Source organism: Variovorax sp. (assembly GCF_965279555.1).
In the GTDB taxonomy this organism is placed as follows: domain Bacteria; phylum Pseudomonadota; class Gammaproteobacteria; order Burkholderiales; family Burkholderiaceae_C; genus Variovorax.
Genome location: NZ_OZ257247.1, coordinates 5,524,565 through 5,549,299 on the forward strand (window position 1 = coordinate 5,524,565; position 24,735 = coordinate 5,549,299).

At 68.3% G+C, this 24,735-nt stretch carries 21 protein-coding genes; 15 read left to right on the forward strand and 6 right to left on the reverse strand.

Features of this window, described 5'->3' with window-relative positions:
- The first annotated feature begins 30 nt into the window (after positions 1-30).
- From ACQY8B_RS25965 to ACQY8B_RS26010, 10 genes are all read left to right on the forward strand, one after another.
- Complete coding sequence (locus ACQY8B_RS25965) at positions 31-1,068, forward strand: extracellular solute-binding protein (RefSeq protein WP_422084556.1); 1,038 nt, start codon at positions 31-33, stop codon at positions 1,066-1,068.
- A 3-nt stretch (positions 1,069-1,071) separates the two neighbouring features.
- The gene (locus ACQY8B_RS25970; protein ID WP_422084557.1) at positions 1,072-1,914 is read left to right on the forward strand and encodes an ABC transporter permease; all 843 of its coding nucleotides are present in this window, start codon (positions 1,072-1,074) and stop codon (positions 1,912-1,914) included.
- Positions 1,915-2,103: 189 nt separating this feature from the next.
- Positions 2,104-2,736: a response regulator gene (locus tag ACQY8B_RS25975; protein ID WP_081267540.1), complete on the forward strand. Its 633-nt coding sequence runs from the start codon at positions 2,104-2,106 to the stop codon at positions 2,734-2,736.
- Positions 2,737-4,047 (forward strand): phospholipase D-like domain-containing protein, encoded by a 1,311-nt coding sequence (locus ACQY8B_RS25980; RefSeq protein ID WP_422084558.1) that lies wholly within the window; start codon positions 2,737-2,739, stop codon positions 4,045-4,047.
- A gap of 40 nt (positions 4,048-4,087) precedes the next feature.
- Positions 4,088-4,774, forward strand: coding sequence for an alpha/beta family hydrolase (locus tag ACQY8B_RS25985; protein WP_422084559.1), 687 nt, complete (start codon positions 4,088-4,090; stop codon positions 4,772-4,774).
- Between the two features lie 125 nt (positions 4,775-4,899).
- Entirely contained in the window at positions 4,900-5,403 is a 504-nt protein-coding gene (locus ACQY8B_RS25990; RefSeq protein ID WP_422084560.1) for a ferritin-like domain-containing protein, read from the forward strand.
- 186 nt (positions 5,404-5,589) lie between these two features.
- The gene (gene xylF / locus ACQY8B_RS25995; RefSeq protein WP_081267451.1) at positions 5,590-6,612 is read left to right on the forward strand and encodes a D-xylose ABC transporter substrate-binding protein; all 1,023 of its coding nucleotides are present in this window, start codon (positions 5,590-5,592) and stop codon (positions 6,610-6,612) included.
- A gap of 113 nt (positions 6,613-6,725) precedes the next feature.
- Positions 6,726-7,916, forward strand: a complete 1,191-nt coding sequence (locus ACQY8B_RS26000; protein ID WP_422084561.1) for a sugar ABC transporter permease — start codon at positions 6,726-6,728, stop codon at positions 7,914-7,916.
- A 123-nt stretch (positions 7,917-8,039) separates the two neighbouring features.
- Positions 8,040-8,834: an ATP-binding cassette domain-containing protein gene (locus ACQY8B_RS26005; protein WP_422084562.1), complete on the forward strand. Its 795-nt coding sequence runs from the start codon at positions 8,040-8,042 to the stop codon at positions 8,832-8,834.
- Between the two features lies 1 nt (position 8,835).
- Positions 8,836-9,999 (forward strand): ROK family transcriptional regulator, encoded by a 1,164-nt coding sequence (locus tag ACQY8B_RS26010; protein WP_285414036.1) that lies wholly within the window; start codon positions 8,836-8,838, stop codon positions 9,997-9,999.
- Between the two features lie 4 nt (positions 10,000-10,003).
- Here ACQY8B_RS26010 and ACQY8B_RS26015 read toward each other — a convergent pair whose 3' ends face one another.
- A complete protein-coding gene (locus ACQY8B_RS26015; RefSeq protein ID WP_422084563.1) occupies positions 10,004-11,290 on the reverse strand; it encodes a helix-turn-helix domain-containing protein in 1,287 nt (428 codons plus the stop codon).
- Between the two features lie 133 nt (positions 11,291-11,423).
- On the opposite strand from ACQY8B_RS26015, the gene ACQY8B_RS26020 reads away from it, so the two are divergent.
- Positions 11,424-13,538 (forward strand): PQQ-dependent dehydrogenase, methanol/ethanol family, encoded by a 2,115-nt coding sequence (locus tag ACQY8B_RS26020; RefSeq protein WP_422084564.1) that lies wholly within the window; start codon positions 11,424-11,426, stop codon positions 13,536-13,538.
- Between the two features lie 19 nt (positions 13,539-13,557).
- Here the strand turns inward: ACQY8B_RS26020 and ACQY8B_RS26025 are convergent, their stop codons facing one another.
- Positions 13,558-14,538 (reverse strand): helix-turn-helix transcriptional regulator, encoded by a 981-nt coding sequence (locus tag ACQY8B_RS26025; protein WP_422084565.1) that lies wholly within the window; start codon positions 14,536-14,538, stop codon positions 13,558-13,560.
- A gap of 192 nt (positions 14,539-14,730) precedes the next feature.
- Between ACQY8B_RS26025 and ACQY8B_RS26030 the strand changes: the two genes are divergently transcribed.
- Complete coding sequence (locus tag ACQY8B_RS26030) at positions 14,731-16,857, forward strand: carboxypeptidase regulatory-like domain-containing protein (RefSeq protein ID WP_422084566.1); 2,127 nt, start codon at positions 14,731-14,733, stop codon at positions 16,855-16,857.
- 85 nt (positions 16,858-16,942) lie between these two features.
- Here ACQY8B_RS26030 and ACQY8B_RS26035 read toward each other — a convergent pair whose 3' ends face one another.
- The gene (locus ACQY8B_RS26035) at positions 16,943-17,917 is read right to left on the reverse strand and encodes a tripartite tricarboxylate transporter substrate-binding protein (protein WP_422084567.1); all 975 of its coding nucleotides are present in this window, start codon (positions 17,915-17,917) and stop codon (positions 16,943-16,945) included.
- A gap of 251 nt (positions 17,918-18,168) precedes the next feature.
- Here ACQY8B_RS26035 and ACQY8B_RS26040 point away from each other — a divergent pair, with 251 nt between their 5' ends.
- Positions 18,169-18,738, forward strand: coding sequence for a type 1 glutamine amidotransferase domain-containing protein (locus ACQY8B_RS26040; protein ID WP_422084568.1), 570 nt, complete (start codon positions 18,169-18,171; stop codon positions 18,736-18,738).
- Here ACQY8B_RS26040 and ACQY8B_RS26045 read toward each other — a convergent pair.
- On the reverse strand, positions 18,683-19,921 hold the full coding sequence (locus ACQY8B_RS26045) for a citrate synthase (protein ID WP_422084569.1): 1,239 nt from the start codon (positions 19,919-19,921) through the stop codon (positions 18,683-18,685). The two genes, ACQY8B_RS26040 and ACQY8B_RS26045, sit on opposite strands and share 56 nt — an antisense overlap.
- A gap of 82 nt (positions 19,922-20,003) precedes the next feature.
- Here ACQY8B_RS26045 and ACQY8B_RS26050 point away from each other — a divergent pair, with 82 nt between their 5' ends.
- Positions 20,004-21,125, forward strand: a complete 1,122-nt coding sequence (locus ACQY8B_RS26050) for a citrate synthase/methylcitrate synthase (protein ID WP_422084570.1) — start codon at positions 20,004-20,006, stop codon at positions 21,123-21,125.
- Between the two features lie 90 nt (positions 21,126-21,215).
- Positions 21,216-22,250 carry a hypothetical protein gene (locus ACQY8B_RS26055; RefSeq protein WP_422084571.1) on the forward strand — a complete coding sequence of 345 codons (1,035 nt, stop codon included), beginning with the start codon at positions 21,216-21,218 and terminating at the stop codon, positions 22,248-22,250.
- Here the strand turns inward: ACQY8B_RS26055 and ACQY8B_RS26060 are convergent.
- Positions 22,241-23,491 carry a phenylacetate--CoA ligase family protein gene (locus tag ACQY8B_RS26060; RefSeq protein ID WP_422084572.1) on the reverse strand — a complete coding sequence of 417 codons (1,251 nt, stop codon included), beginning with the start codon at positions 23,489-23,491 and terminating at the stop codon, positions 22,241-22,243. The two genes, ACQY8B_RS26055 and ACQY8B_RS26060, sit on opposite strands and share 10 nt — an antisense overlap.
- 331 nt (positions 23,492-23,822) lie before the next feature.
- The gene (locus tag ACQY8B_RS26065) at positions 23,823-24,635 is read right to left on the reverse strand and encodes an ABC transporter ATP-binding protein (protein ID WP_422084573.1); all 813 of its coding nucleotides are present in this window, start codon (positions 24,633-24,635) and stop codon (positions 23,823-23,825) included.
- Positions 24,636-24,735 lie beyond the last annotated feature (100 nt).

Genomic DNA, 24,735 nt, shown 5'->3' on the forward strand with positions numbered 1-24,735 from the left:
TCCTCCTCCTTCGTTTCTTCAACCACCGCCATGTCCTCACATTCCACACGCCGTTCCCTGCTGCTGGCCGCCGCTTCGCTGCCGCTGGCAGCCTCCGCGCCCGCACTTGCCGCCACTGGCGGACGCGTAGTCGTCGCCACCTGGGGCGGCGACTACGGCGACCTGCTCGGCAAGAACGTCGAGCAGCCGCTGCTCAAGCCGCGAGGCATCGAAGCCGTGCAGAGCACCGACGACGGCCCCCCGCGCAAGGCCAAGCTGCTGGCCGAACGCAACAGCCGGCGCGGCAGTCTCGACGTGGTGTCGCTGGTCGACTTCGAGGCCAGCGGGCTCGCGCAGATGGGCCTGTTCGAGACGCTGACCGACGCCAACGTGCCGAACGCGAAGAACGCCATCGCCGCGCTGCGCCAGCCGCAGGCGCTGCCGCACATCTACTCGGGCCTGGTCATTGCCTACAACCCCGGGAAGATCAGGACGCCGCCGAAGTCGCTCAACGACCTCTGGGACCCGAAATACAAGGGCCGCGTCGGGCTGGCCGACATCCTGTTCCCGTACAACATCGCCGCCGCCTCGCTGGCGGCCGGCGGCACGCTGTCCGACCTGGCGCCGGGCATGAAGAAGCTCGGCGAGATGAAGGCGCTGTCGCCCAAGATCTTCGCCACCAACGAGGCGGTGGCGCAGGCGCTGAAGTCGGAGGACATCTGGATCACGCTGGCCTGGCGCGCCCGCGTGTACCAGTGGCGCCGCGCCGGCGTGAGCGTGGCCGCCGCGGTGCCCACCGAAGGCATCATGCCGACCACCTTCAGCGCCGTGGTGCCGAAGAACAGCCAGCAGAAGGACAACGCCTTCGCCTATCTCGACGCCATGCTGGACGCGCGCGCCCAGGCCGCGTTCGCCGAGCGCATGGGCTACGTGCCCACCGTCACCAACGCCAGCCTGCCGGCCGAGCTGGCCGCGCAGATAGCGTTCACGCCCGAGGAGCAATCGCGCTTCAAGGTGCCCGACTTCGGCTACTTCGCACAGGCCATGCCGGCGCTGCTGCAGTACTGGTCGCGCGACTTCAAGGCCTGAGCGATGCGCCTGCTGACTCTGCCGGCCATCGCGATCGTGCTGGCGCTGATGGTGGCGCCCATGGCGATGCTGCTGCGCTACTCGCTCAACATCTACACGCCCACCGAGCTGATGGTCGAGGCATTCACGCCGCGCAACTATGTGCAGGTGTTCGCCGACCCGTACTTCCGCGAAGTGCTGTTCGTCACCCTGCGCGTCGCCGCCATCACCACGCTGATCGCATCGCTGGTGGGGCTGCCCGCCGGCTACACGCTGGCGCGCATGCCGCGGCGCTGGAAGATGTGGCTCACGCTCGCCACCATCCTGCCGCTGATGGTCGGCAACGTGGTGCGCTCGGCCGGCTGGCTGGCGCTGCTGGGCAACAGCGGCCTGTTCAACGCGGTGGCGCAGTGGAGCGGGCTGGTGCGCGAGCCCATGCAGCTCATGTTCAACCAGCCGGCCGTGGTGGGCGTGATGGTGACCATCGTGCTGCCGCTGATGGTGATGACGCTGGCCAGCGTGATCGAGGGCATACCGCGCAACGTGGAGGAGGCGGCCGCCAACCTGGGCGCGCGGCCCTTCACCGTATTCCGCCGCGTGGTGCTGCCGCAGGCCATGCCGGGCGTGATCGCGGGCATGTCGCTGGTCTTCATCCTGTGCATGAACGCCTATGCGACGCCGGTGCTCATTGGCGGGCCGCGCTTCAGGATGATGACGCCCGAGATCTACCAGCAGTTCGTCGGCCTGAACAACTGGCCCTTCGGCGCCGCGCTGGCCTTCATGCTGCTGGCGGTGACGCTGGTGGTCGTGCTGGGCATCGGGGCGCTGCTGCAGGGCAGCTGGCGCCGCCAGGAACGGCGCGCCTGAAGCCTTGCTGCTCCGGGCCTGTCGCCCGCGTCGTTTCTGTCCGACGCGGGCGACAGGCAATCCTGCATTGCCTTGCAGGACAACGCCGCGTCCTGCGTTTCGGGCGTTCCGGGGGGCGATGCCTGTGGCATCTTCGTTCCCCTGTCGCGCCGCCTCCTGGCGCGCATCGCTTCAAGCAGGAACAACACCATGATCAAGATCGGCATCGTCGACGACCACGCCGTCGTCCGCACAGGCCTCAAGGCGTTCTTCTCCACCTTCGTCGATTTCCGCGTGGTCGGAGAGGCCGGCTCCGGCCGCGAGGCCATCGACCTCGTGCGCACGGCCGACATCGACGTGCTCGTGATGGACCTCTCGATGCCCGGCCAGAGCGGCATCGACGCGCTCGCCATGGTGCGCGCCAAGGCGCCCGACCTGGGCGTGCTCATCCTCAGCGGCTACCCCGAGGAGCACTACGCGGTGAACCTGATCCGCCAAGGCGCATCGGGCTACCTCAACAAGGAATGCGAGCCCGAGGAAATCGCCAAGGCGATCCGCACGGTGGCGCTGGGCCGCCGCTACATCTCGCCCTCGGTGGCGGAGCTGCTGGCCGGCCAACTGGAGCGCAAGGACAACGCGCCGCCGCACAAGCACCTGTCGGAGCGCGAGTTCCAGGTGTTCCTGAAGCTCGCCAAGGGCGAGTCGGTGGGCAGCATCGGCGAGGCGCTGTCGCTGTCGGTGAAGACCATCAGCACCTACCGCACGCGCCTCATGGAGAAGATGAACCTCTCCACCAACAGCGACCTGACCTACTACGCGATCAAGACGCAGCTGATCGACTGATTGCCTGAGCAACACGCCCCGCGTCCTGACGTGCGCCGCCGAGGGACGCTCAAGACCGTCGTCTGGACTTTCGTCCTGACGCTGGCCGCCACGCTGCTGGTGCTCAACTTCACCAGCGGCGAGAAGAAGCTCGACGAGCAGGTCAAGCGCGAGTACGCGCTGCACGATGCGCAGTACCAGCGCGCGCTGGGCGTGATGCTCGGGCCGCCCATCACCGGCGGCAACCGCTTCGAGGCCTTCCAGAACGGCGACCAGATTTTTCCGCCGATGCTCGCCGCCATCCGCGGCGCCAGGCGGAGCATCACCTTCGAGACCTACATCTACTGGTCGGGCGACATCGGGCGCGAGTTTGCCGACGCGCTCTCCGAGCGCGCCCGCGCCGGCGTGAAGGTGCACGTGCTGCTCGACTGGGTGGGCAGCGCCAAGGTCGACGGCGACTTCATCCGCGAGATGGAAAGCGCCGGCGTGCAGATCCGCAAGTTCCACAAGCCGAGCTGGTACGACATCGCGCGCATGAACAACCGCACCCACCGCAAGCTGCTGGTGGTCGACGGCCGCACCGGCTTCACCGGCGGCGTGGGCATCGCGCCCGAATGGACCGGCCACGCACAGGACGCCGAGCACTGGCGCGACTCTCACTACAAGGTGGAGGGGCCGGTTGTGGCGCAGATGCAGGCCGTGTTCATGGACAACTGGGTGAAGGTGTCGGGCGACGTGCTGCACGGCGAAACCTACTTTCCGCCGATTTCCCCGATGGGCGACGGGCGCGCCCAGATGTTCAGCAGTTCGCCTTCGGGCGGCAGCGAGAGCATGCATCTCATGTACCTGCTGTCGATTGCGGCGGCCACCAAGACCATCGACCTGTCGAGCGCCTACTTCGTGCCCGACGACCTGACCGTGGGCGCACTGGTCGCCGCCATGAAGCGCGGCGTGCGGCTGCGCATCATCACGCCGGGCCCGATCATCGATTCGCAGACCGTGCGCGGCGCCTCGCGCGCGGCCTGGGGCCCGCTGCTGGAGGCGGGCGCCGAGATCAGCGAATACCAGCCGACCATGTTCCATTGCAAGGTCTTCACGGTCGACGGGCTGCTGGTGTCGGTGGGCTCCACCAACTTCGACAACCGCTCGTTCCGCCTGAACGACGAGGCCAACCTCAACATCTACGACGAGGCCTTCGCCGCCGAGCAGACCGCGCAGTTCGAGGCCGACCTGCGCCAGTCGAAGCGCCTGACGTACGAGGCCTGGAAAGACCGCCCGCTGCACGAGAAGGCAATGGAGCACCTGGCGGCGCTGCTGTCGTCGCAGCTCTAGGGTGAACAGGCCCTGGCTGCCGCGCGGGCACACTCGCGCGATGACCACCCTGCACAAACTTTCCATCGACGTGAGGCCCGGCATTGCGGTGTCGGCCCTTGCGATGTCGCCACCCTCGGCCGACGCGTGCCTGGTGCTCGCGCACGGTGCCGGCGCGGGCATGGCGCATCCGTTCATGCAGGCCGTGGCCGAGGGCCTCGCCGAGCGGCGCATCGCCACGCTGCGCTACCAGTTCCCCTACATGGAGCAGGGCAGCAAGCGCACCGATGCACCGCCGCTGGCGCATGCCACGGTGCGCGCGGCGGTGGCCTGCGCGTCGGCGCGCTTCGCAGGCATGCGCCTCTTCGCGGGCGGCAAGTCGTTCGGCGGCCGCATGACGTCGCAGGCCCAGGCGCTGGAGCCGCTTGCGGCCGTCGAAGGGCTGGTCTTCCTGGGCTTTCCGCTGCACCCGTCGGGCGCGCCAGCAAAGGCGGCCGGGCGCGCGGCGCACCTGCGCGAGGTCGACCTGCCCATGCTCTTCGCGCACGGGCCGCGCGACACGCTGGCCGAACCCGCGCCTTTCGACGACACCGTGCAGGCGCTTGGTCCGATCGCCACCGTGCTGGAGATCGACGGCGCCGACCATTCTTTTTATGTGCTCAGGCGCACCGGCCGCACCGACGAGGAGGCGCTGGACGAACTGCTCGACGCCATCGCCGTGTGGACGCAGGCCTGGCGCATCGGCTGAAGCCGGGCGGCGCGGGTCGTCCTTCGCCTACGCCGTGTCGCCCGATGGGACGACGCGGCGCAGCGGCGGTTTTTTGAACCATGGGTTTTCGACAGACAGCAATTCAACCCCGAAAGGACCCCGACATGGCATACACAGACGCATCCCTCGACACCCTGCAGGCGACCGGCCCCGTGCTCGCCAACGACGAAGTAGTGGACGTGCTCAACGACCTGCTCGAGAACTCGCGCGACGGCGAATACGGCTTCCGCGCCTGCGCCGATGAGGTAGAGAGCCCCGCGGCGAAGCAGCTGTTCGCCAATCGCGCCGAAGAGTGCCGCAAGGCCGGCAGCGAACTGATGGCGCTCATCACCGCCTACGGCGGCAAGCCGGCCGATGGCGGCACCGCCAGCGGTGCGCTGCATCGCGGCTGGGTGCACGTGAAGGGCTCGCTGGGCGCCAACAGCGAACTCTCGATCCTCGAATCGTGCGAGCGCGGCGAAGACACCGGTGTCGCGCGCTATCGCAAGGCCCTGAAGCAGAACCTGCCCGCCGACGTGCGCAGCGTGGTCGCTGCCCAGGCCGAAGGCGCACAGCGCAACCACGACCAGATCCGCGACCTGCGCAACGCCGCGCGCGCTCGCGACTGATCGCCGCCACGCGCGGAAGTGCATGAAGGCCGGGCTTGCCCGGCCTTTTTCATGGGCACCGCACGCTCCGGGAATTCCCGGATGCCCAGTACCTTGCCGCGATGGGATAGTTAGTTCGCCCTTCAAACTAACTAATTTCTTACACGACTGATCCCTGTGGGGCGCACCAACTCTGGAGAGACATCGATGCAACTGAAACACACCCTGGCCGCCATGGCCTTCGGTCTCACGGCCGTGGGCGCGATGGCGCAGACCGTGGTCGGCGTGAGCTGGTCCAACTTCCAGGAAGAGCGCTGGAAGACCGACGAGGCCGCCATCAAGGCCGAACTCGAGAAGCTCGGCGCCAAATACATCAGTGCCGATGCGGGCGGCTCTCCGGAGAAGCAGCTGGGCGACATCGAGGGCCTGATGTCCAAGGGCGCCAAGGCGCTCATCGTGCTGGCGATGGACAAGGACGCCATCCTGCCGGCGGTGACCAAGGCCACGCGCCAAAAAGTGCCCGTGGTGGCGTACGACCGGCTGATCGAGGCGCCGGGCGTCTTCTACATCACCTTCGACAACGTCGAGGTCGGCCGCATGGAAGCGCGCGAGGTGCTGAAGGTCAAGCCCAAGGGCAACTACGTGATCATCAAGGGCTCGCCGAGCGACCCGAACGCCGACTTCCTGCGCGCCGGCCAGCAGGAGGTGCTCGACGCCTCCATCAAGAAGGGCGACATCAAGATTGTCGGCGACGAATACACCGAAGGCTGGAAGCCCGAAGTCGCGCAGAAGAACATGGAGCAGATCCTCACCAAGAACGGCAACAAGGTCGACGCGGTGGTGGCGGCCAACGACGGCACGGCCGGCGGCGCGGTCGCGGCGCTCACGGCCAAGGGCCTGCGCGGCATTCCGGTGTCGGGCCAGGACGCCGACTTCGCGGCGCTCAACCGCATCGCGCTGGGCACGCAGACCGCGACCATCTTCAAGGACTCGCGCGAACTCGGCCGCGAAGCCGCCGCCGCGGCCATCGCGCTGTCGCAGGGCAAGCCGGTCGACAAGGCCGGCACCTGGAACTCGGGTCCCAAGAAGGTCTCGCTGCAATCGCGCCTGCTGACGCCGGTGCCCGTGACGCGCGACAACCTCGACGTCGTGGTCAAGGCCGGCTGGATCAAGAAGGACGAGCTCTGCAAGGGCGTGACGGGCGCCAGCGCGCCCGCGGCCTGCAAGTAAGCAAGCACGGATCACCCGCGCAACGCGGTCCCCGGCCGGCCCGCCCATGGTGTCCATGGGTCCGGCCGGCGGTCGGCTGCGCTCCTGTCCCAAGTCCCAAGGGGGTCTGAAAAATGAGCAATCCAACACCGGGCTGGTGGCGCCGCACGGGCATCGACCTGCGCCTGATCCTGATGTGCGTGCTGCTGGCCGTCATGGCCGTGGCGTTCAGCGTCATGTCGGGCGGCGTTTTCCTGTCGCCGGAGAACCTGTACAACGTCGCGCAGCAGACGGCGGTGGTCGGCATCGTGTCGACCGTCATGGTGCTGATCATCGTGGCGCGCCACATCGACCTGTCGGTCGGCTCGGTGATGGGCTTCGTCGGCGTGCTCATCGCGTACCTGCAATACACCTCGGGCTGGTCGTGGCCCACGGCCTGCCTCGCGGGGCTGGCGGTGGCGCTGCTGGTGTCCGTCTACCAGGGCTGGCTCACGGCGGTGCTGGGCGTGCCTTCGTTCGTGGTCACGCTGGGCGGCCTGATGTCGTTCCGCGGCGCTGCCTTCCTGGTGGCCGAGGGCAAGACGCAGCCGGTGAACGACGAATTCTTCCAGCGCCTGGGCGGCGGCTACGACGGCGGCATCGGCGTCACCGCGAGCTGGGTGATCGCGGGGCTGGTGGCGGTGGTGCTGTTCGCGCGCATGTTCCAGAAGCGAGCGGCGCGCGCGCGCCACGAGATGCCCAACGAGCCGCTGTGGCTGGAGCTGCTGCTCACGGCGGTGCCGGCGGCGGTGGTGATCGGCTTCGCGGCGGTCATGAACCACTACAAGATCGATTCGAAGGACGCGCCGCAGGGCATTCCGATTCCGGTGCTGATCTGGGCGGTGGTGGCCATCGTGCTGTCGTTCATCGTGCACCGCACGCGCTTCGGCCGCTACGTGTTCGCGATGGGCGGCAACCCCGACGCGGCGGCGCTGGTGGGCATTCCGGTCAAGCGCGTCACGCTGATGCTGTTCGCGCTGCTGGCGGTGCTGGTCACCATCGCGGCCATCGTGTCGATCGCGCGGCTCAACGCGGGCACGAATTCGCTGGGCACGGGCATGGAGCTGTACGTGATCGCGGCGGCCGTCATCGGCGGCACGGCGCTGGCGGGCGGCAGCGGCTCGATCTTCGGCTCGGTGCTGGGCGCGCTCATCATGCAGTCGCTCGACAGCGGCATGCTGCTGCTCGACGTGCCCATCGGCAAGCGCATGGTCATCATCGGACAGGTGCTGATCGTGGCTGTGGTGTTCGACGTTCTCTACCGGCGCAAGTTTGGGGAGAACTAGGAATGAACTCGGATTGCTGTTCAGGGCGCGATCACGCCGACTGGGGACATTCGCGGAGGGGAGTACCCGGCGCCGTTCGCACGCGTCTCGAACAAGAACGCCAAACCAAGGCAGAGCACTGAAATGGCAGACATCGACACATCCAAACCCCTCGTCGAACTGCGCGAGATCCGCAAAGCCTTCGGCGGCGTGAAAGCCGTGGACGGCGTGAGCGTCAACCTCTATCCCGGCGAAGTGGTCGCGCTGCTCGGCCACAACGGCGCCGGCAAATCCACGCTCATGAAAATGCTCGCGGGCGCCTACCCCATCGACTCCGGCGACACCCTGATCGCCGGCGAGAAGGTCAACATCCGCACGCCCGCCGAAGCGCAGGCACAAGGCATCGAGACCATCTACCAGACCCTCGCGCTGGCCGACAACCTCGACTCCGTGTCGAACCTCTTCCTCGGCCGCGAGAAGATGACGCGCTGGAACACCCTGGACGACCACTTCATGGAAGTGCAGGCGCGCAAGGTGTTCCACCGGCTCAACAAGAACTTCACCAATATCCGCGTGCCCGTGCGGCGCCTCTCCGGCGGACAGCGGCAGGTGGTGGCCATCTCGCGCGCGCTGTACTTCAACGCGCGCATCCTCATCATGGACGAGCCCTGCGCCGCGCTCGGCCCCGAAGAAACCGCGATGGTCGGCGGCCTCGTTAAGCAGCTCAAGGCCGACGGCGTGGGCATCTTCCTCATCACGCACGACATGCCGGACGTGTTCTCGCTGAGCGACCGGCTCGCGGTGATGAAGAACGGCAAGCTGGTCGGCACCTACCGCACCGCCGACGTCACCGAAGACGAAGTGCTCGGCATGATCATTGCCGGCAAGCGGCCCGAAGGCAAAGAGCAGGCCCATCACGCCGACACCGCGGCCGCCTGATGTGACCACCATCGGCGACCAGCAGCTCGTGAAGCGCATGAACCGCAGCGTGCTGCTGCGGCTGCTGCGCGCGCAGCCCGGCCTCTCGCGCGCGCGGCTGGCCGGAGAGAGCGGACTCACCAAGTCGACCGTGAGCCTGCTGGTGCGCGAGCTGATCGACGAAGGCTGGCTCAGCGAATCTGGCGCGGCCGTGGCCGACGGCCTGGGGCGGCCTTCGACGCCGCTGCGCATCAACGTGGGCGTGCGCGCGCTCATGGGCGTGGAGATCGCCGTGGAGACGGTGCGCCTCGTGTGCATGTCGCTGCAGGGCGAGGTGCTGTATTCGGACACCCGGGCACTGGCCGACAGCGCGCCCGCCGGCGTCTGCGCGCAGGTCGCGCGCATGGCCTCGGTCGCGCATGCGCGGCTCGAGCAGCTCGGCCTGCGCCTGTCGAGCATCGGCGTGTGCATACCCGGCGCGGTGGACGACTGCACAGGCGTGGTCCGCTTCGCGCCCAACCTCGGCTGGCGCAACGTGAGCCTGCTGCCTGCGCTTGAGAAAGCCTTTGCCGCCGTGGGCCTGCCGCGCGTCACGGTGCAGCTGCAGAACGACGCCGATGCCGCCGTGCTGGGCGAATACGAGTTCGCGGCAATGGAAGGCCAGGAGGGCGAAGACCCGCTGATCTTCGTCAACTGCGACGTGGGCGTGGGCGCGGGCGTGGTGCTGAACGACCGGCTCTTCACCGGCGCGCAGGGCATGGCCGGCGAGATCGGCCACACCATCCTCGAGCTCGACGGGCCGCTGTGCTCGTGCGGGCGGCGCGGCTGCGCCGAGGCCTTCTTCGGTTCGCGCGTGCTGCTGCGCGAAGGCCGCGACATGCAGCGCGCCGCCGCCTTCTTCGGCGTGATGCTGCAGAACCTGTGGGTCACCTTCAACCCGCGCGCGATCGTGCTGGGCGGCAAGGCCTGCACCGATCACCGCGACTTCGTGCAGGCGGCTTTCGAGAGCGTGCACCGGCACGCCGACCGCGCCGGCATGCCGGCACCCGAGCTGCGCACCGCGCGCTACGACGCATTGGCGCCGGCGGTGGGCGCCGCCGCACTGGCGCTGCACGAATACCTGCGGCCGCTGCAGCCCGACGCGAAGGCGCGGCGCGCGCGCGCGCTGGCCCGCGCCGCCGTCTGAACGCTCAGCCGTCCGGGATGGCCGGCGCGGTGTCTTCGTGCCAGCCGCGCAGCCGCCGGTACAGCGTGCCGCGCGACACGCGCAACTGCCGCGCCGCCTGCGACACATTGCCGCCGTGCGCGGCGAGCGTGTCCTCGATCAGCTTGCGGCTGTGCTCGCGCAGCGTGCCGGCGGGCAACGCGGCCTCGCCGGCGTCGGCGCCCGCATCGCCTTCGATGGCGGCAGCGGTGATGGCAATGGCCGGCACCGCATCGCATTCGAGGGCCGCTGGCGCCGTCTCTCCGGGCATCGCCACGGCATGGCGGAAGTCCGCGCCGTTCGCGCCCTTCAGCTGCGCCTGCACCCACACGCCGAGCCCGCTCGCCAGCCGCAGGGGCTGCGCCGCCTCGCGCCGGCCGAGCCGCATCAGGCTCGCGAGGTCGTGCCCCAGCAGGCATTCGACATCGCGTTCGTCCGCCGCCTCGGGCAGCCGTCCCAGCAGCCGCGCGCCCGCGTTGTTGAGCCAGGCGATGGTGCCGTCGGGCGCGATGCCGGCCAGCGCCTCCAGCGGCGTGCCCAGCAGCGTGGGGCTCGCCTGGAAGCGCAGGATGAGGTGGTCGCGCGACTGCGCCTGCAGCAGCCGGTTCTCGATGGTGGTGGCGTAGAGCGCCACCATCGACGCCGCGTCGAAGCCGAAGCGCCGCGCCTCCACCGTGAGATCGAGCACGCCGGCCAGCCGGCCCGTGACGTCGCGGATCGGCGCGGCGGCGCATTGCATGTGGCACAGCACATCGAAGTAGTGCTCCGCGCCGTCCACCGTGCAGGCCTGCCCGGTGCTGGTCACGATGCCCGGCGCGGTAGTACCCACCACGCGCTCCGAAATGTTCACGCCCACCCGCGCGGTCTTGCGCAGCACCGGCTGGTGCGCTGCGGCGGGCTGGTCGGTCACGTGCACCACCACGCCGTCGCGGTCGGTCAGGATCACGCGGCAGTCGGTGCCGGCGAGCATGTTCTCCATCTGCGCGAGTTCCTGCCGGGCCGCCTCCAGCAGCTCGCGGTTGCGCGCCAGCGTGGCGTGCAGCCGGCTCGGCGTGACCGCGTCGAAGGGCACGATGCGCTGGCGGTCGGCGTGCGTGCGGCTGCAGCGCAGCCACGACTGGATCACCGCCTCGCCGACCAGGCCCGAGGGCCGCACGCCTTCCTCGAAGAACTGCCGCCGCGCGAGCGCCACGCGCTGCGCCGGCGTGCTGGCAAAGAGCTGGCGCGGCGCATCCGCCGTGCCTAGCCTGCTGTCGAACTTGCCTTGGGACATGGGTTCGCCGCCTCCCTGTATTCGGGACCAGCAGCGAATGTGTTCCGCAATGGAACAGCGACGGATTGGGGAAATCCCGAAGGTGAACACGAAGCCGCCGCGAACGATCCTTGCGGCACAAAGGAGACCTGCGATGAAAAAAACACACTCCGGGCTGCTCGCGCTCGCCGGCGCGTTGTTGTGCCTGGGCGCATCGACGGGGGCCACGGCCCAGAACGCACAGGAGCGCGCCGCGGCCGCCACCGGGCGCGTCGACGGCAACTTCATACGCGCCAACGCGGCGCAGAAGAAAACCCCCGACTGGCCCAGCGTCGGCCTCGACTATTCGGAGTCGCGCTTCAGCAGGCTCGACCAGGTGAACACCGGCAACGTGAAGGACCTGGGGCTGGTCTGGTCGTACAACCTCGAGTCGACGCGCGGCGTGGAGGCCACGCCGCTGGTGGTGGACGGCATCATGTACGTCACCGCCTCGTGGAGCGTGGTGCACGCCATCGACACCCGCACCGGGCAGAAACTGTGGACCTTCGATCCGCAGGTCGACAAGTCCAAGGGCTTCAAGGGTTGCTGCGACGTGGTGAACCGCGGCGTCGCCATCCATGAAGGCAAGATCTATGTGGCCGCCTACGACGGGCGCCTGATCGCGCTCGACGCCGCCACCGGCCAGAAGGTCTGGGAGAAGGACACGCTCGAAGGCCAGAAGGGCAGCTACACCATCACCGGTGCGCCGCGCGTGTTCAAGGGCAAGGTCATCATCGGCAACGGCGGCGCCGAATACGGCGTGCGCGGCTTCGTCACCGCCTACGACGCGAAGACCGGCGACCAGAAGTGGCGCTGGTTCGTGGTGCCCGGCGACCCGGGCAAGCCCTTCGAAGACGCTTCCATGGCCAAGGCCGCGAAGACCTGGGACCCGAGCGGCAAGTACTGGGAAGCCGGCGGCGGCGGCACCGCGTGGGACAGCTTCGCCTTCGACCCCGAGCTCAACCTGATGTACGTGGGCACCGGCAACGGCTCGCCGTGGTCGCACAAGGCGCGCAGCCCCAAGGGCGGCGACAACCTCTACCTGGGCTCGGTGGTGGCGCTCGACCCCGACACCGGCAAGTACAAGTGGCACTACCAGGAGACGCCGGGCGACAACTGGGACTACACCTCCACCCAGTCGATGATCCTGGCCGACATGAAGGTGGGCGGCAAGCCGCGCAAGGTGCTGCTGCATGCGCCGAAGAACGGCTTCTTCTTCGTCATCGACCGCACCAACGGCAAGTTCATCTCGGCGAAGAACTTCACCGAAGTGAACTGGGCCACCGGCTACGACAAGAACGGCCGCCCGATCGGCGTGGCTGCCGCGCGCGACGGCACCAAGCCCAACGACGCCATCCCCGGCCCGTTCGGCGCGCACAACTGGCACCCGATGTCGTTCAACCCGCAGACCGGCTTCGCCTACCTGCCGGCGCAGCACGTGCCGATCAACCTGATGGACGACAAGGACTGGAAGTTCAACGAGGACGTGCCGGGCCGCCCGCATGCGGGCCTGGGCTGGAACCTGGCCAAGTTCGCGAACGTGGAGCCGCCCAAGAGCAAGCCCTTCGGGCGCCTCGTGGCCTGGGACCCGGTGGCGCAGAAGGAAGCCTGGGGCGTGGACTATGTGTCGCCCTGGAACGGCGGCACGCTCACCACCGCCGGCAACCTGGTGTTCCAGGGCACGGCCGACGGCCGCCTGCTGGCCTACAACGCCAAGACCGGCGAGAAGCTCTGGGAAACACCCACCGGCACCGGCGTGGTGGCGGCACCTTCGACCTACATGGTGGACGGCAAGCAGTACGTGTCGGTGGCGGTGGGCTGGGGCGGCGTGTACGGCCTCGCGCAGCGCGCAACCGAGCGGCAGGGGCCGGGCACGGTCTACACCTTCGCTGTGGGCGGCACGGCCAGGATGCCGGACTTCGTGCAGTACCGCATGGACAAGCTGGTGCAGGGCGTGAAGTACGACCCCGCCAAGGTCCAGGCCGGCACCATGCTGTACGTGAGCAACTGCGTCTTCTGCCACGGCGTGCCGGGCGTGGACCGCGGCGGCAACATTCCCAACCTCGGCTACATGGACGCGGCCTACATCGAGAACCTCGACAAGTTCATCCTCAAGGGCCCGGCCATGTCGCGCGGCATGCCCGACTTCACGGGCAAGCTCTCGGGCGAGGAGATCGAGAGCATCAAGGCCTTCATCCAGGGCACGGCGGACGCCATCCGGCCCAAGTAGCAGCAGCAAGCGGCGGGGCTCAGCCCGCGAGCCGCAGCTCCTGTATCAGCCCGGCCACGTTGCTCACCTCCAGCTTGTCGTAGATCGACTGGATGTGGTTGCGCACGGTGGCCGGCGAGCGGTGCAGGATGGTGGCGATGTCCTTGTGCGTGTCGCCGCGCGCCAGCAGCTCGGCGATGGTGCGCTCTCGCGGCGAGAGGCTGTCGGCGCGGCAGTGGCAGCGGCTCTTCAGGAACAGCAGGCGCTGCTCGACGTGGTGCGTCACCACGATCCCGTGCCCGCCGTAGCGGGGGTGCCCTTCCAGGAAGTGCTTGAGCAGCGGCGCGGGCAGCGTGCGCCCGTGCCACGCGGGCCACTCCGCCTTCAGCGCACTTTCGAAAAGGCCGTCGGCGTGATACAGCACGCCGCGCAGGTCGCCGATGGCCGAGCCGCACGCCGGTGGCCCGCCGGGCTCGAGCCGGTCCAGGTGCACGATGCGGTTGAGCGCCAGCGCCTGCATCACGTGCGGCATCAGGCTGGCGAGCAGCTGGCGTTCGTCTTCCGAGCCCTGGGCGCCGGGGTCCGCCCTGAACAGGCTGAGCCAGTGGACGAAGTTGGTCTGCCGATTCACGTCGGAGCTGATGAAGAAGTTGGCCTGCTCGAAACGCCGGCCGTAGTCGCGCAGCTGAGACTGCTCGGGCCGATGGAACCATGTGTCGGCGTTGAAGGCCAGCGTCGCGGTCGGCTGCTTGCCCACCTCCACAGCCGCGGTGTCGAGGTGCTTGACCTCTTCATAGGCCGTGATCATTTCCGCCGGCTGGTTGTGCAGGTGGATGGTGTGGATGTCGATGCCGCTGGCGGTGTTGGTGGCCGTGCCCCACATCGAAGAATCGAAGGGCAGCACCGGCTTGATGAGGTCGAGCGCCGCATCCTGGAAGGCGTCGATCGGCAGCTCGTGCGATAGCCGGTAGAGCTGCAGCAGCAGCGTGCTGAAGTCGTGCAGTGCGACCGGTTTTTTCATCTGGTCTCTTCTCCCTCGCCTCGGCGCAGTGCGCCATCCCATATTCCGGTGATTTTCCGGCTCCGGTCGGAAGGTACCCCGTGGCGGCGTTTCAAGAATGGTGCATTTGCATCATTTGTTTCCACAAAAGTGAAAGCTATGGTTTGCAGCACCTCCGGTAGGGGGGGTCAACCATTTGGAGAAGAACGAGATATGCCCGCACTCATCAAGAAAATTCCCGGTGCCCTGTCCATCGTCACGCTCGCGCTCCTCGGCGCCTGCGGTGGTGGTGGGGGAGGCGGCGGCGGCGTCGGCGGCTTGCCGGTTTCGCTCGGCGGCGGCCAGCAGCCTGCCGCCCCCGCCGCCGACACCACCACCACGCTGAGCGGCACGGTCGCCACCGGTGCCGCCTTCGCCGACGCGGCGCTCACCGTGTTCGACCAGACCGGCGCCAAGGTCTGCGAAGTGAAGGTCTCGGCCGAAGGCACCTACAGTTGCTCGTTGCCCGCCGGCACCAAGGCACCGCTGGTGATCCAGGCCGTGCGCGACGACCTCACGCTCTACAGCACCACCGCAAGCACCGCCACAGGCACGACCAACGTGACGCCGCTGACCACCATCGTCGTGGCGCAACTCGCACCCAACGGCGACCCGTCGAAGCTGGCCGCCGCCATCCAGGCCGACGCCGGCGCCGTGACCGCCGGTGCCATCAGCGACCAGGTGAAGAAGCTCGTGGCCGCGCTGCAGCCGCTGCTGGATGCCCTCAACATGAGCATCGACCCGATGAGCGGCGAGTTCAAGGCCAACGGCACCGGGCAGGACCGTGTGCTGGACACCATCAACGTGTCGGTACGCCCGGACGGCGAGGCGGCGAATATCGAGATCACGGTGAAAGCGCAGCCGGTCGACGACAAAAGCGCGCCGATCTCCATCGTGTTTCGCAGCGGGGCCGGCGAGATCCAGCCGCTGCCGGCCGTGGACCCCAATCTGCTCAAGCCCACGCCCACGCCCGCCATGGTGCAGGAGCTGCTCGAGCGCCTCAATGCCTGCTATGCGCTGCCGCTCGCACAGCGCGTGAACAGCCCCATCAACGGCGACGGCAACGCCTTCGGCACGGCGGCCAACGTGGTCGCGCCGGCCTGCCGCACCCTGTTCGTGGACGACAACCCGGAGAACTTCGTCTCGGCCGGCGCGTCCATCGGCCGCGACAGCGGCGGCACGCGCCACCCGTTCGAGAGCCTGTTCCGCGCCGGCCCCACCAACCTGAAGCACGACCGCGGCAACTTCGAATATTTCTACCCCAACGGAGACATCGCGCTGACCTACCGCTGGACCGATGTCGTGGGCAACACCGACAACGATGTCTTCAACGCGAAGATCGTGGGCGGCGCGCTCAAGCTCACCGCCAGCACCAACGCCTACCGCGCCTTCGTGCGGCCACAGCTGGAGATGAAGGACTACCTGAAGCACCCGAACCTCGTCTACCGCTCGACCGGCTATGCGCTGAACGTGGACAACGTGCTCGACCAGGGCAGCCCGAAATTCTCGAAGGTGGTGGTGACCAGCAGCGTGCTGGGAGACCGCGAACTGGTGCTGGTGCCGCGCGCCGGCCTCACCACGCTCGTCCTCACCTCGGACGGCACTGCCACCGGCACGCTGCTCAACTCCGCCATCTGGCGCATGGCCACGCGCTATGCCGACCCGGCGCAGCAGGGCGATCCGAGCAGCTTCGAGACCGGCAACTTGTTCGCCTCGCCGCAATACACCGAAGCCCAGCTGCGCGCCATCCCCGACCAGGCGGTCTGGCGGCTGGAGTTCTTCCATGCCGCCGGCGGCGACAACGTGGTGCAGTACGTGCGCACCTTCTCGCGCGCGCCGAGCATGGCGGAAGCCGTGCAGGTGCCGCTGGTGGAGCTGACGCCCGCGCTGCGCGCCGAGCTGCTCCAGGAGACGCAAGGCGTGGATCAGGGCATCGTCTTCCCGGCGCCGGTTCCCTCGGACCCCAACGCCAACAACATCGACTTCAGCGCCGAAGGCAACCTCGACGGCTGGCTCGTTCCCGATGGCGCGCTCGCTCCGACCACGTTCATCGCCAGCGGCCGCGGTCCCAACAACAACCGCTTCAACGACTCGGTGACGCTGCGCAACACCGCGCGCAAGGCCATCATCTATTGCCAGCCGGTGAACTCGCCCTCGGACAACCATTGCGTGCAGGTGGGTTCCAACGCCTATCAGTACGCACAGAACAGCAGGGTCAGCAGCTTCATCTTCACGGCACGCTCGGCGCGGCAGGTCGACCAGCGCAAGAGCTTCGAGGTGTGGAAGGTCGTGCAGCCCTGATCCCGCCGCTGCCTGCACCATGAAAAAAGCCGCCGGTCCCGAAGGGCCGGCGGCTTTTTCGTCGGCTATGGAAGCCGAAGGGCGATCAGTCGGCGTACACGCCGGCGGCCTTGATGATCGGGCCCCACTTGGCGATCTCGGCCGAGACGAACTTCTTGTGCTCGGCCGGCTCGGTGCGGCTGTCGGTGGTGATCACCGCGCCCAGCGCTTCTTCACGCTTGATGAAGCCCGGGTCCTTCATGGCGGCCTTGATGGCTTCGTTGAGCTTCTTCAGCACCGGCGCGGGCGTGCCCTTGGGGGCGTACACGCCGTGCCAGATCGTCACTTCGAAGCCCTTCAGGCCCGACTCGTCGAGCGTAGGCAGGTCCTTCAGCGCCGGGGTGGTCAGGCGCTTGGCAGTGGTCACCGCATAGGCCTTGACCTTCTTGGCCTCGATCTGCGAGGTGGTGTTGGTGGTCTGGTCGCACAGCAGGTCGATCTGGCCGCCCAGCAGGTCGGCGATGGCCGGTGCCGTGCCCTTGTACGGCACGGGCGTCATCTCGACCTTGATCGCGCTCTGGAACAGCAGGCCGCACAGGTGCGACGCGGCGCCCAGGCCGGCGTTGCCCAGGTTGATCTTGCCCTTGTTGGCGGCGATCCAGGTCGTCAGTTCCTTGTAGTTGTTGGCGGGCAGGCCGGGCTTGCCGATCAGCGTCATCGGCACTTCGTTGACCATGCCGAGGTACTCGAAGTCGGTCTCGACGTTGAAGGGCAGCTTGCGATACAGCGCCGGCATCGTCGACATGCCGATGTGGTTCAGCAGCAGCGTGTAGCCGTCGGGGTTGGCGCGCGCCACCTTGGCGGTGCCGATGGAACTGCCCGCGCCCGCGGTGTTGTCCACCACGATGGTGGTGCCGAGCGTCTTCTGCATGGCTTCCGCCAGGTCGCGCGCCACGCGGTCGGTCGGGCCGCCGGCCGCGAAAGGCACCACGAGCGTGACGGTCTTGTTCCCGGGGAAGTCCTGGGCATGAGCACCGGCAGCTGCGGCGGCAATCGCCGCGAGGGCGAACAGTTTCTTCATTTCGTCTCCGAGAGGGGTAAAAAGGCCGCGATCTTAAGGGCTGACTGCAGGCTGACCTATCCCCAATAGCCCTTATGCGGGAAGCATGATCCGCCCCTTGCCGGTGCATGCCGGGCATGGGTGCGTGCCTGAAAGCAGGTGCCCGTCGAACTGTCCGACAGGCGGAGCCGGCGCCGGACGATGCGGCCGCCGTGCGCAGGCCCTAGGGTGAACCTTCATTGCCGGTTTTTCACCCCAAAGGAGATTCACACATGCCCATCACCTCGTCTTCCCTCGACGGAATGAAGGTCGCCATCCTCGTGTCGGACGGCTTCGAGCAGGTCGAGATGACCGAGCCGCGCAAGGCGCTCGACCATGCCGGCGCGCGGACGCTGATCGTCTCGCCGGTCGATGGCCGCGTGCGCGGCTGGAACCACCACGACCCGGCCGACAGCTTCGAGGTCGACGTGCCGCTGCAGACCGCGAAGCCCGAAGACTTCGATGCCCTGCTGCTGCCCGGCGGCGTGGTCAACCCCGACACCCTGCGCATCGACGAGAAGGCGGTCGCGTTCGTGCGCGCCTTCGTGGAGGCGGGAAAACCCATCGCGGCCATCTGCCACGGGCCCTGGACGCTGATCGATGCGGACGGCGTGAAGGGCCGCAAGATGACTTCGTGGCCGTCGCTGCAGGCCGACCTGAAGAACGCCGGCGCCAACTGGAGCGACAAGGAAGTGGTGGTCGACCAGGGTCTTGTCACCAGCCGCAAGCCCGACGATCTGCCGGCCTTCAACCGCGAGATGACGAAGGCATTCGAGATCGCGCACGAGGCGTCGATTCACTGAGCTCCTGCGTGGCCGCATCGGCCGCCGGGCCGGTGTAGCGCGCACGCGGACGGATCAGCTGGCCGCTGGCCTGCTGTTCCAGCACATGCGCCGTCCAGCCGACGGTGCGCGAAAGCGCGAACAGCATGAGCGGCGCGCCGGCCGGCAGCTTGTGTACCGCCGCCAGCGCCGCGAGCGCGAAGTCGACGTTCACCGTGTCGCCGAGCAGCTTCTCGCCGACATCGCGCAACTCGCTGAAGGCCGGCGGCAGTTCGATGTTCGCCAGCAGCGCGCGGCAGCGTGCATCGCCGTCCGGATACAGCGGATGCCCGAAGGCGGCCAGCGGCAGGTCGTGCGCAAGCCATTCGCGCACCGCCGCTTCGGTGCCGATGGCCGCCGCACTGCGCATCAGCGCCTGTACCGCCGCGGAGGCGCCGCCGTGCAGCGGGCCCGTCAGGGTCGAGAGCCCGGTGAGCAGGCACGCCGCCACCGACGCGCCGGTCGATGCCGTCACGCGCGCCGCGAAGGTCGACGCATTGAGTTCGTGGTCGGCCAGCAGCACCAGCGCGCGGCGCAGATCGTCGGCGGCGCGAGGGCGGCGCCATGCAGAGGCCAGCCGCATGTGCAGCGGCATCGCGCGCGCAGGCGAGGTGCCGAGCAATGCATCGGCCAGCGCGCCGATCGCCTCCGCAGCCTCGGCCTGCAGTACGTTGCGGGACCGGCCCCGCGAGGGCAGGTCGGTGGCGGCGCGCGTCGCGAGTGCGAGCAGGCCGGCTTGAAGAGGCGACGAATTGCCGTCCGAGGCAAGCGGCACGGCGGAAGCCGGAAAGTGCGGCGGCGCGCTTTCCCAGAGCAGGCCCGCTACCTCTTCGAGCGTGGCGTGTTCCGACAGCACACAGGCGTCCTGCCCCCGATACAGCAGCCGGCCTTCGGCCACCGTGGACACCGCCGAAGCCAGCACCGGCTCGCCCCACTGGATCGCCTCGCTCGCCACCGTCTCGCTGCTGCGACGGCCGCGCGCGCGCGTTGCGATGCGTTGCACGTCGTCGCGGTGGTAGAGGCTGCGGCGCGGGTCGGCGGCATCGGGCTTGGCGCGGATGCGGCCGCGGCTCACGCTGGCGTAGAGCGTTTGCGGGCGCACCTGCATCAGTTCGAGGGCCTCGGCGGCCGGCAGCCACAGCGGCGCTGTTCTCCTCGTTGTCATGTTGACAGAATAGATCAAGATTGACGTCAATATACATCTGGCCAGAATCAATGTCATCGTGACAACCCAGGAGTAAAAAGCGATGAACAACGACGACGGCAGCCTCGAAGGCGTGGTGGCCGCGCATACCGTGCTGTCCGAGGTGGACGGCGAGGCCGGCCGGCTCGTGATCCGCGGCCATGCGCTGGACGAAATCGCGCAGCGCTGGCGCTATGAAGACGTGGTGGGCCTGCTGTTCGAAGGCTTCTTCGACACGCTGCCCGCCGCCGAGGCCCTGCGCACCGCCATCGGCCGTGCGCGCCGCGAAGCCTTCGAGCGCCTGCAGCCCAACGACGACGCCGTGCTGCGCCGGCTGCCGCCCATCGAGGCCGTACGCGCGCTGCTGGCGCGGCTGCCGGATGGCGACGACCTGCCGACCGCGCTGCGCCTGGTGGCCGCGCCCGCCGTGTACACCGCCGCGGTGATGCGCTGGCGCCTGGGCGTGCAGGCGCTCGCACCCGACGAGACGCTGCCGCACGCCGCCGACATGTTGCGCATGCTGCATGGCCGCGCGCCCACGCCGGCGCAGGGCGCCGCGCTCGACACCTACCTCGTCACCGTGTGCGACCACGGCCTCAACGCCTCGACATTCGCGGCGCGCGTGGTCGCGTCGACCGGCGCCGGCCTGGCCTCGGCCGTGATTGCAGGCATCAGCGCGCTCAAGGGGCCGCTGCACGGCGGCGCGCCCGGCCCGGTGCTCGATGCGCTCGACGCCATCGGCAGCGCCGGCAACGCCCGCGCATGGCTGGAGCAGGCCGTGGCCGAGGGCCAGCGGCTGATGGGCTTCGGCCATCGCATCTACCGCGTGCGCGATCCGCGCGCCGATGCGCTCAAGGGCGCGCTCGGGCGACTCGGCAAGGAGGGCAGCGTCAACGCCGCGCGCTTCGCGCTGGCCGAGGCGGCGGAGCAGGCTGCGCTGGCCATCCTGCGCGAGAAGAAGCCGGGCCGCGCGCTGGAGACCAACGTCGAGTTCTACACCGCGCTGCTGCTGGAGGCGCTGGGCTTCGGCCGCGAGAGCTTCACCTGCGTGTTCGCCGCCGGCCGCGTGGGCGGCTGGGTGGCGCATGCGCGCGAGCAAGTGAAGAAGGGGCGGCTGATCCGTCCGCAGTCGGTGTACGTGGGGCCCGAACCCGAGGAGGCGGGCGAAGCCGCACTCGCGCACTGAACCTACAGGGCGCGTGCGCCGTCATCCGATACGCTCGCTTTGTTCCTCGCATGCCACGGCATGCGCCATGCAAAGCGAAAGTACTCTCTCATGACGGCGACCTCCCTTCATCCGCAAACGCACGAGACCGCACGGCGCCTGCCGCGCGACCTCGCGCTCATCACCGTGGCCATCGATGCCCTCATGGTGCTGGTCAACCTGGCCGTGCAGCTTTCTCCCGACACGCCCGAGGGCGCGCAGATGCGCGGTACCTACGCCCTGCCGGGCGTGTGGATCCCGATGCTGTGCAGCATCGGCATGGCGTGGGTGCTGGCGGCGGCGCTGGCGTGGAGCCACGGGCGCAATGCGCTGGAGAAGCGCGGTTTTGACAGCATCTCGCAGCTTGCGCGGCCGCGCCTGCGCTATGCCGCCGCCTACCTGGTGGTGCTGCTGCTCAACTTCTATGCGCTGAGCCCGCTGCTGTACGAGGTGCAACTGCTCTTCATGCCGGGCGGCCGCCTGCACGACGCGGTGGGGCCGGCTTCCATTCGCACGGTGATGGGGGTGTTCGGGTTCCTGCAGTCCATCGCGCAGTTGATATTGCTCGTGCTCGGCGTGTGGGCCGCGGCGTGGGTCGCGCTGCGCGGCGGGCGTGCCGCGCAGCTGGCGACCGCCGAAGCGCCGGGCGGCGTGGAAGATCCGGGAGGCACGTCTGCACGCCGCGCGGTGGCGCTGGTGGGCGCCGCGATGTTCGCGTCGCTGCAGATGTGGAGCGGCGTGGCCATGAGCCGCTGGACCTCGATGGGGCGCGACGTGGACGGCCCCGAGCTGCTGTTCGCCTGGATGGTGCCGCCGCTGGTGGTTTTCGCGCTTGCATTCTGGGGTGGCTGGCTCGGCGCCACCTCGGGGCTCGCCAGGGCGCGGCCGTTCAGGGCCGTGGCTGCTTCGGCGCTGGCCTTCGTGCTGGTGCAGGTGAGCTGCATCGTCATTGCCATCGCATGGCTGTACATCGCTTCGCGCATGTCCGGCCTCAACAGCCTTGGGGGGCTCATCGGCTTCGTGCTGGCGTTCGTGCTGGTCTATGCGATACACGTGGTACTGCTCATGCGCGCCGCCACGCGCTGGCTGTACCGCCGCTACTTGTAGCTGCGAGCGTCCTCGATCACCTTGCCATCGTTGGGCAGTTCGCCCGCGCCCACCACCACGACCTCGCCGCGCAGCTTGGTCACTTCGCGGATCGCATCGCCCACGCGCGCCTGCAGCCCTTCGGGCACGGCGCCATCGCATTCGAGCTGCAACGTCATGCGGTCGTCGCCCATCTCGCCAGACACCACCAGCCGCGCACGCCGCGCCTCGGGAAAGCGCCGCAGTATCTCGGCCACCTGCGAGGGGTGCACGAACATGCCGCGCACCTTGGTGGTCTGGTCGGCGCGGCCGAGCCATCCCTTGATGCGCTTGTTGGTGCGGCCCGTGGGGCAGGTGCCAGCGAGCACCGCCGACAGGTCGCCGGTGCCGAAGCGCACCAGCGGGTAGTCGGGGTTGAAGGTGGTGACTACGATCTCGCCGACTTCGCCGTCGGGCACCGGGTCTCCGGTGCCGGGCCGCACGATCTCGACCAGCACGCCTTCGTCGATCACCAGCCCTTCGCGCGCGCTGGTCTCATAGGCGATGAGGCCCAGGTCGGCCGTGGCGTAGCACTGCGTGCCCTTCACGCCATGCGCGGCGATCCAGTCGTGCAGGCTGGGCGGAAAGGCTTCGCCGGAGACGAGTGCCTTGGTGAGCGAGGGCAGCTTCAGTCCTTTCTCTTCGGCCTTCTCCAGCAATATTTTCAGGAAGCTGGGCGTGCCTGCGTAGCCTTCAGGCTTGAGGTCGACCATGGCTTCGAGCTGCTGTTCGGTCTGCCCGGTGCCGCCCGCGAAGACGCTGCAGCCCAGGGCGTGCGCGCCGCTTTCCATGATGGAGCCGGCGGGTGTCATGTGATAGCTGAAGCTGTTGTGGATCAGCTCTCCACCGCGAAAGCCCGCCGCATGCAGTGCACGAGCGGTGCGCCAGTAGTCGCGCGCCCCGCCTTCGGGTTCGTAGATGGTGCCGGGGCTCGCGAACACGCGGGGCATGCGCGGGCCGCGTGCGATGGATGAGAACCCGCCGAAGGGGTCGTCGGTGCGTCGGGCCTTCTGCAGTTCGAGCAATTCCGATTTGCGCGTGACGGGCAGTCTGGCGAGTGCTTCGCGTGTCGTGATGTCGGCGGGCTTGACGCCGTCGAGGATCTTCGCGAACGCGGTTGCCGTCGTCTGCGCCTGCGAGATCTGCTTGGGCAATGCAGCCAGCAGGTCGCGTTCGCGTTCGGCGGGGTCACGGATCTCTAGCTTGTCGTAGTGGTCGGTCATGTCCGTACCCTTCAATCTGTTCAGTTCAGTTTTCTACCGAGCGGGTTTGTTCGGGGCGTGTGCACAGGCCATCGGGTACTCCCCTCCGCGAATGTCCCCCGGGGCTGCGCCCCTCCTCCTTTATTTCGCTGCGGGGAGCACCCGACGCCCTGTGCACGTTGGACGCCGCGCTTACGCGAGCCGATCAACAAGTGCGCTGAACGATCAGGCCGATGGGGTGCCTTGCGCAGCGAAATAAAGGAGGAGGCCGCAGGCCGGGGGACATTCGCGGAGCAAGGTACCCCGTCGGCCTGATCGCGCCCCGAACAGCGACGCACAACACGAAGAAGCCTCAAGCCAGCCACCTCTTGCGCCGCTTGTAGCTCTTCACATCCCGGAAACTCTTGCGGTCCGCGCCGCCGACGCCAAGGTAGAACTCCTTCACGTCTTCGTTCTCGCGCAGGCTCTTCGCCTCGCCGTCCATCACGATGCGCCCGTTCTCCAGGATGTAGCCGTAGTCGGCATAGCGCAGCGCCATGTTGGTGTTCTGCTCGGCCAGCAGGAAAGTCACGCGCTCCTTGGTGTTGAGGTCTTTCACGATCTCGAACACCTCCTCCACGATCTGCGGCGCCAGCCCCATCGAAGGTTCGTCGAGCAGCACCATCGTCGGGTTGGCCATCAGCGCACGGCCGATGGCGCACATCTGCTGCTCGCCGCCCGATGTGTAGGCCGCCTGCGAAGTGCGCCGCGTCTTCAGCCGCGGGAAATACGCGTACACCTTCTCCAGCGTCTGCTGCACCGCGGCCTTGCCGTCGGTGCGCGTGTAGGCGCCGGTCATCAGGTTCTCTTCGATCGTCAGGTGCGCGAAGCAATGACGGCCTTCCATCACCTGGATCAGCCCGCGCTTGACCAGCTCCGCCGGCGACAACGCCTCGATGCGATCGCCACGCAGTTCGATGGTGCCCTTGGTGACGGCGCCGCGCTCGCCCGCGAGCAGGTTGCTCACCGCGCGCAGCGTGGTCGTCTTGCCCGCGCCGTTGCCGCCGAGCAGCGCCACGATGCCGCCGTCGGGCACAGTGAGCGAGACGCCCTTGAGCACCAGGATCACGTGGTTGTAGATGACCTCGATGCCGTTGACATTGAGGAGGATGTTGGGTTCGCTCATGGTGTGGTCCGAAGCATTCGAAAGAACAACAGCGCAGTTCTTTCGGATGCTCGCTCGGCCATCCTCCCTTCGGGTAACACCGCGGAACCGGCTTTGCCGG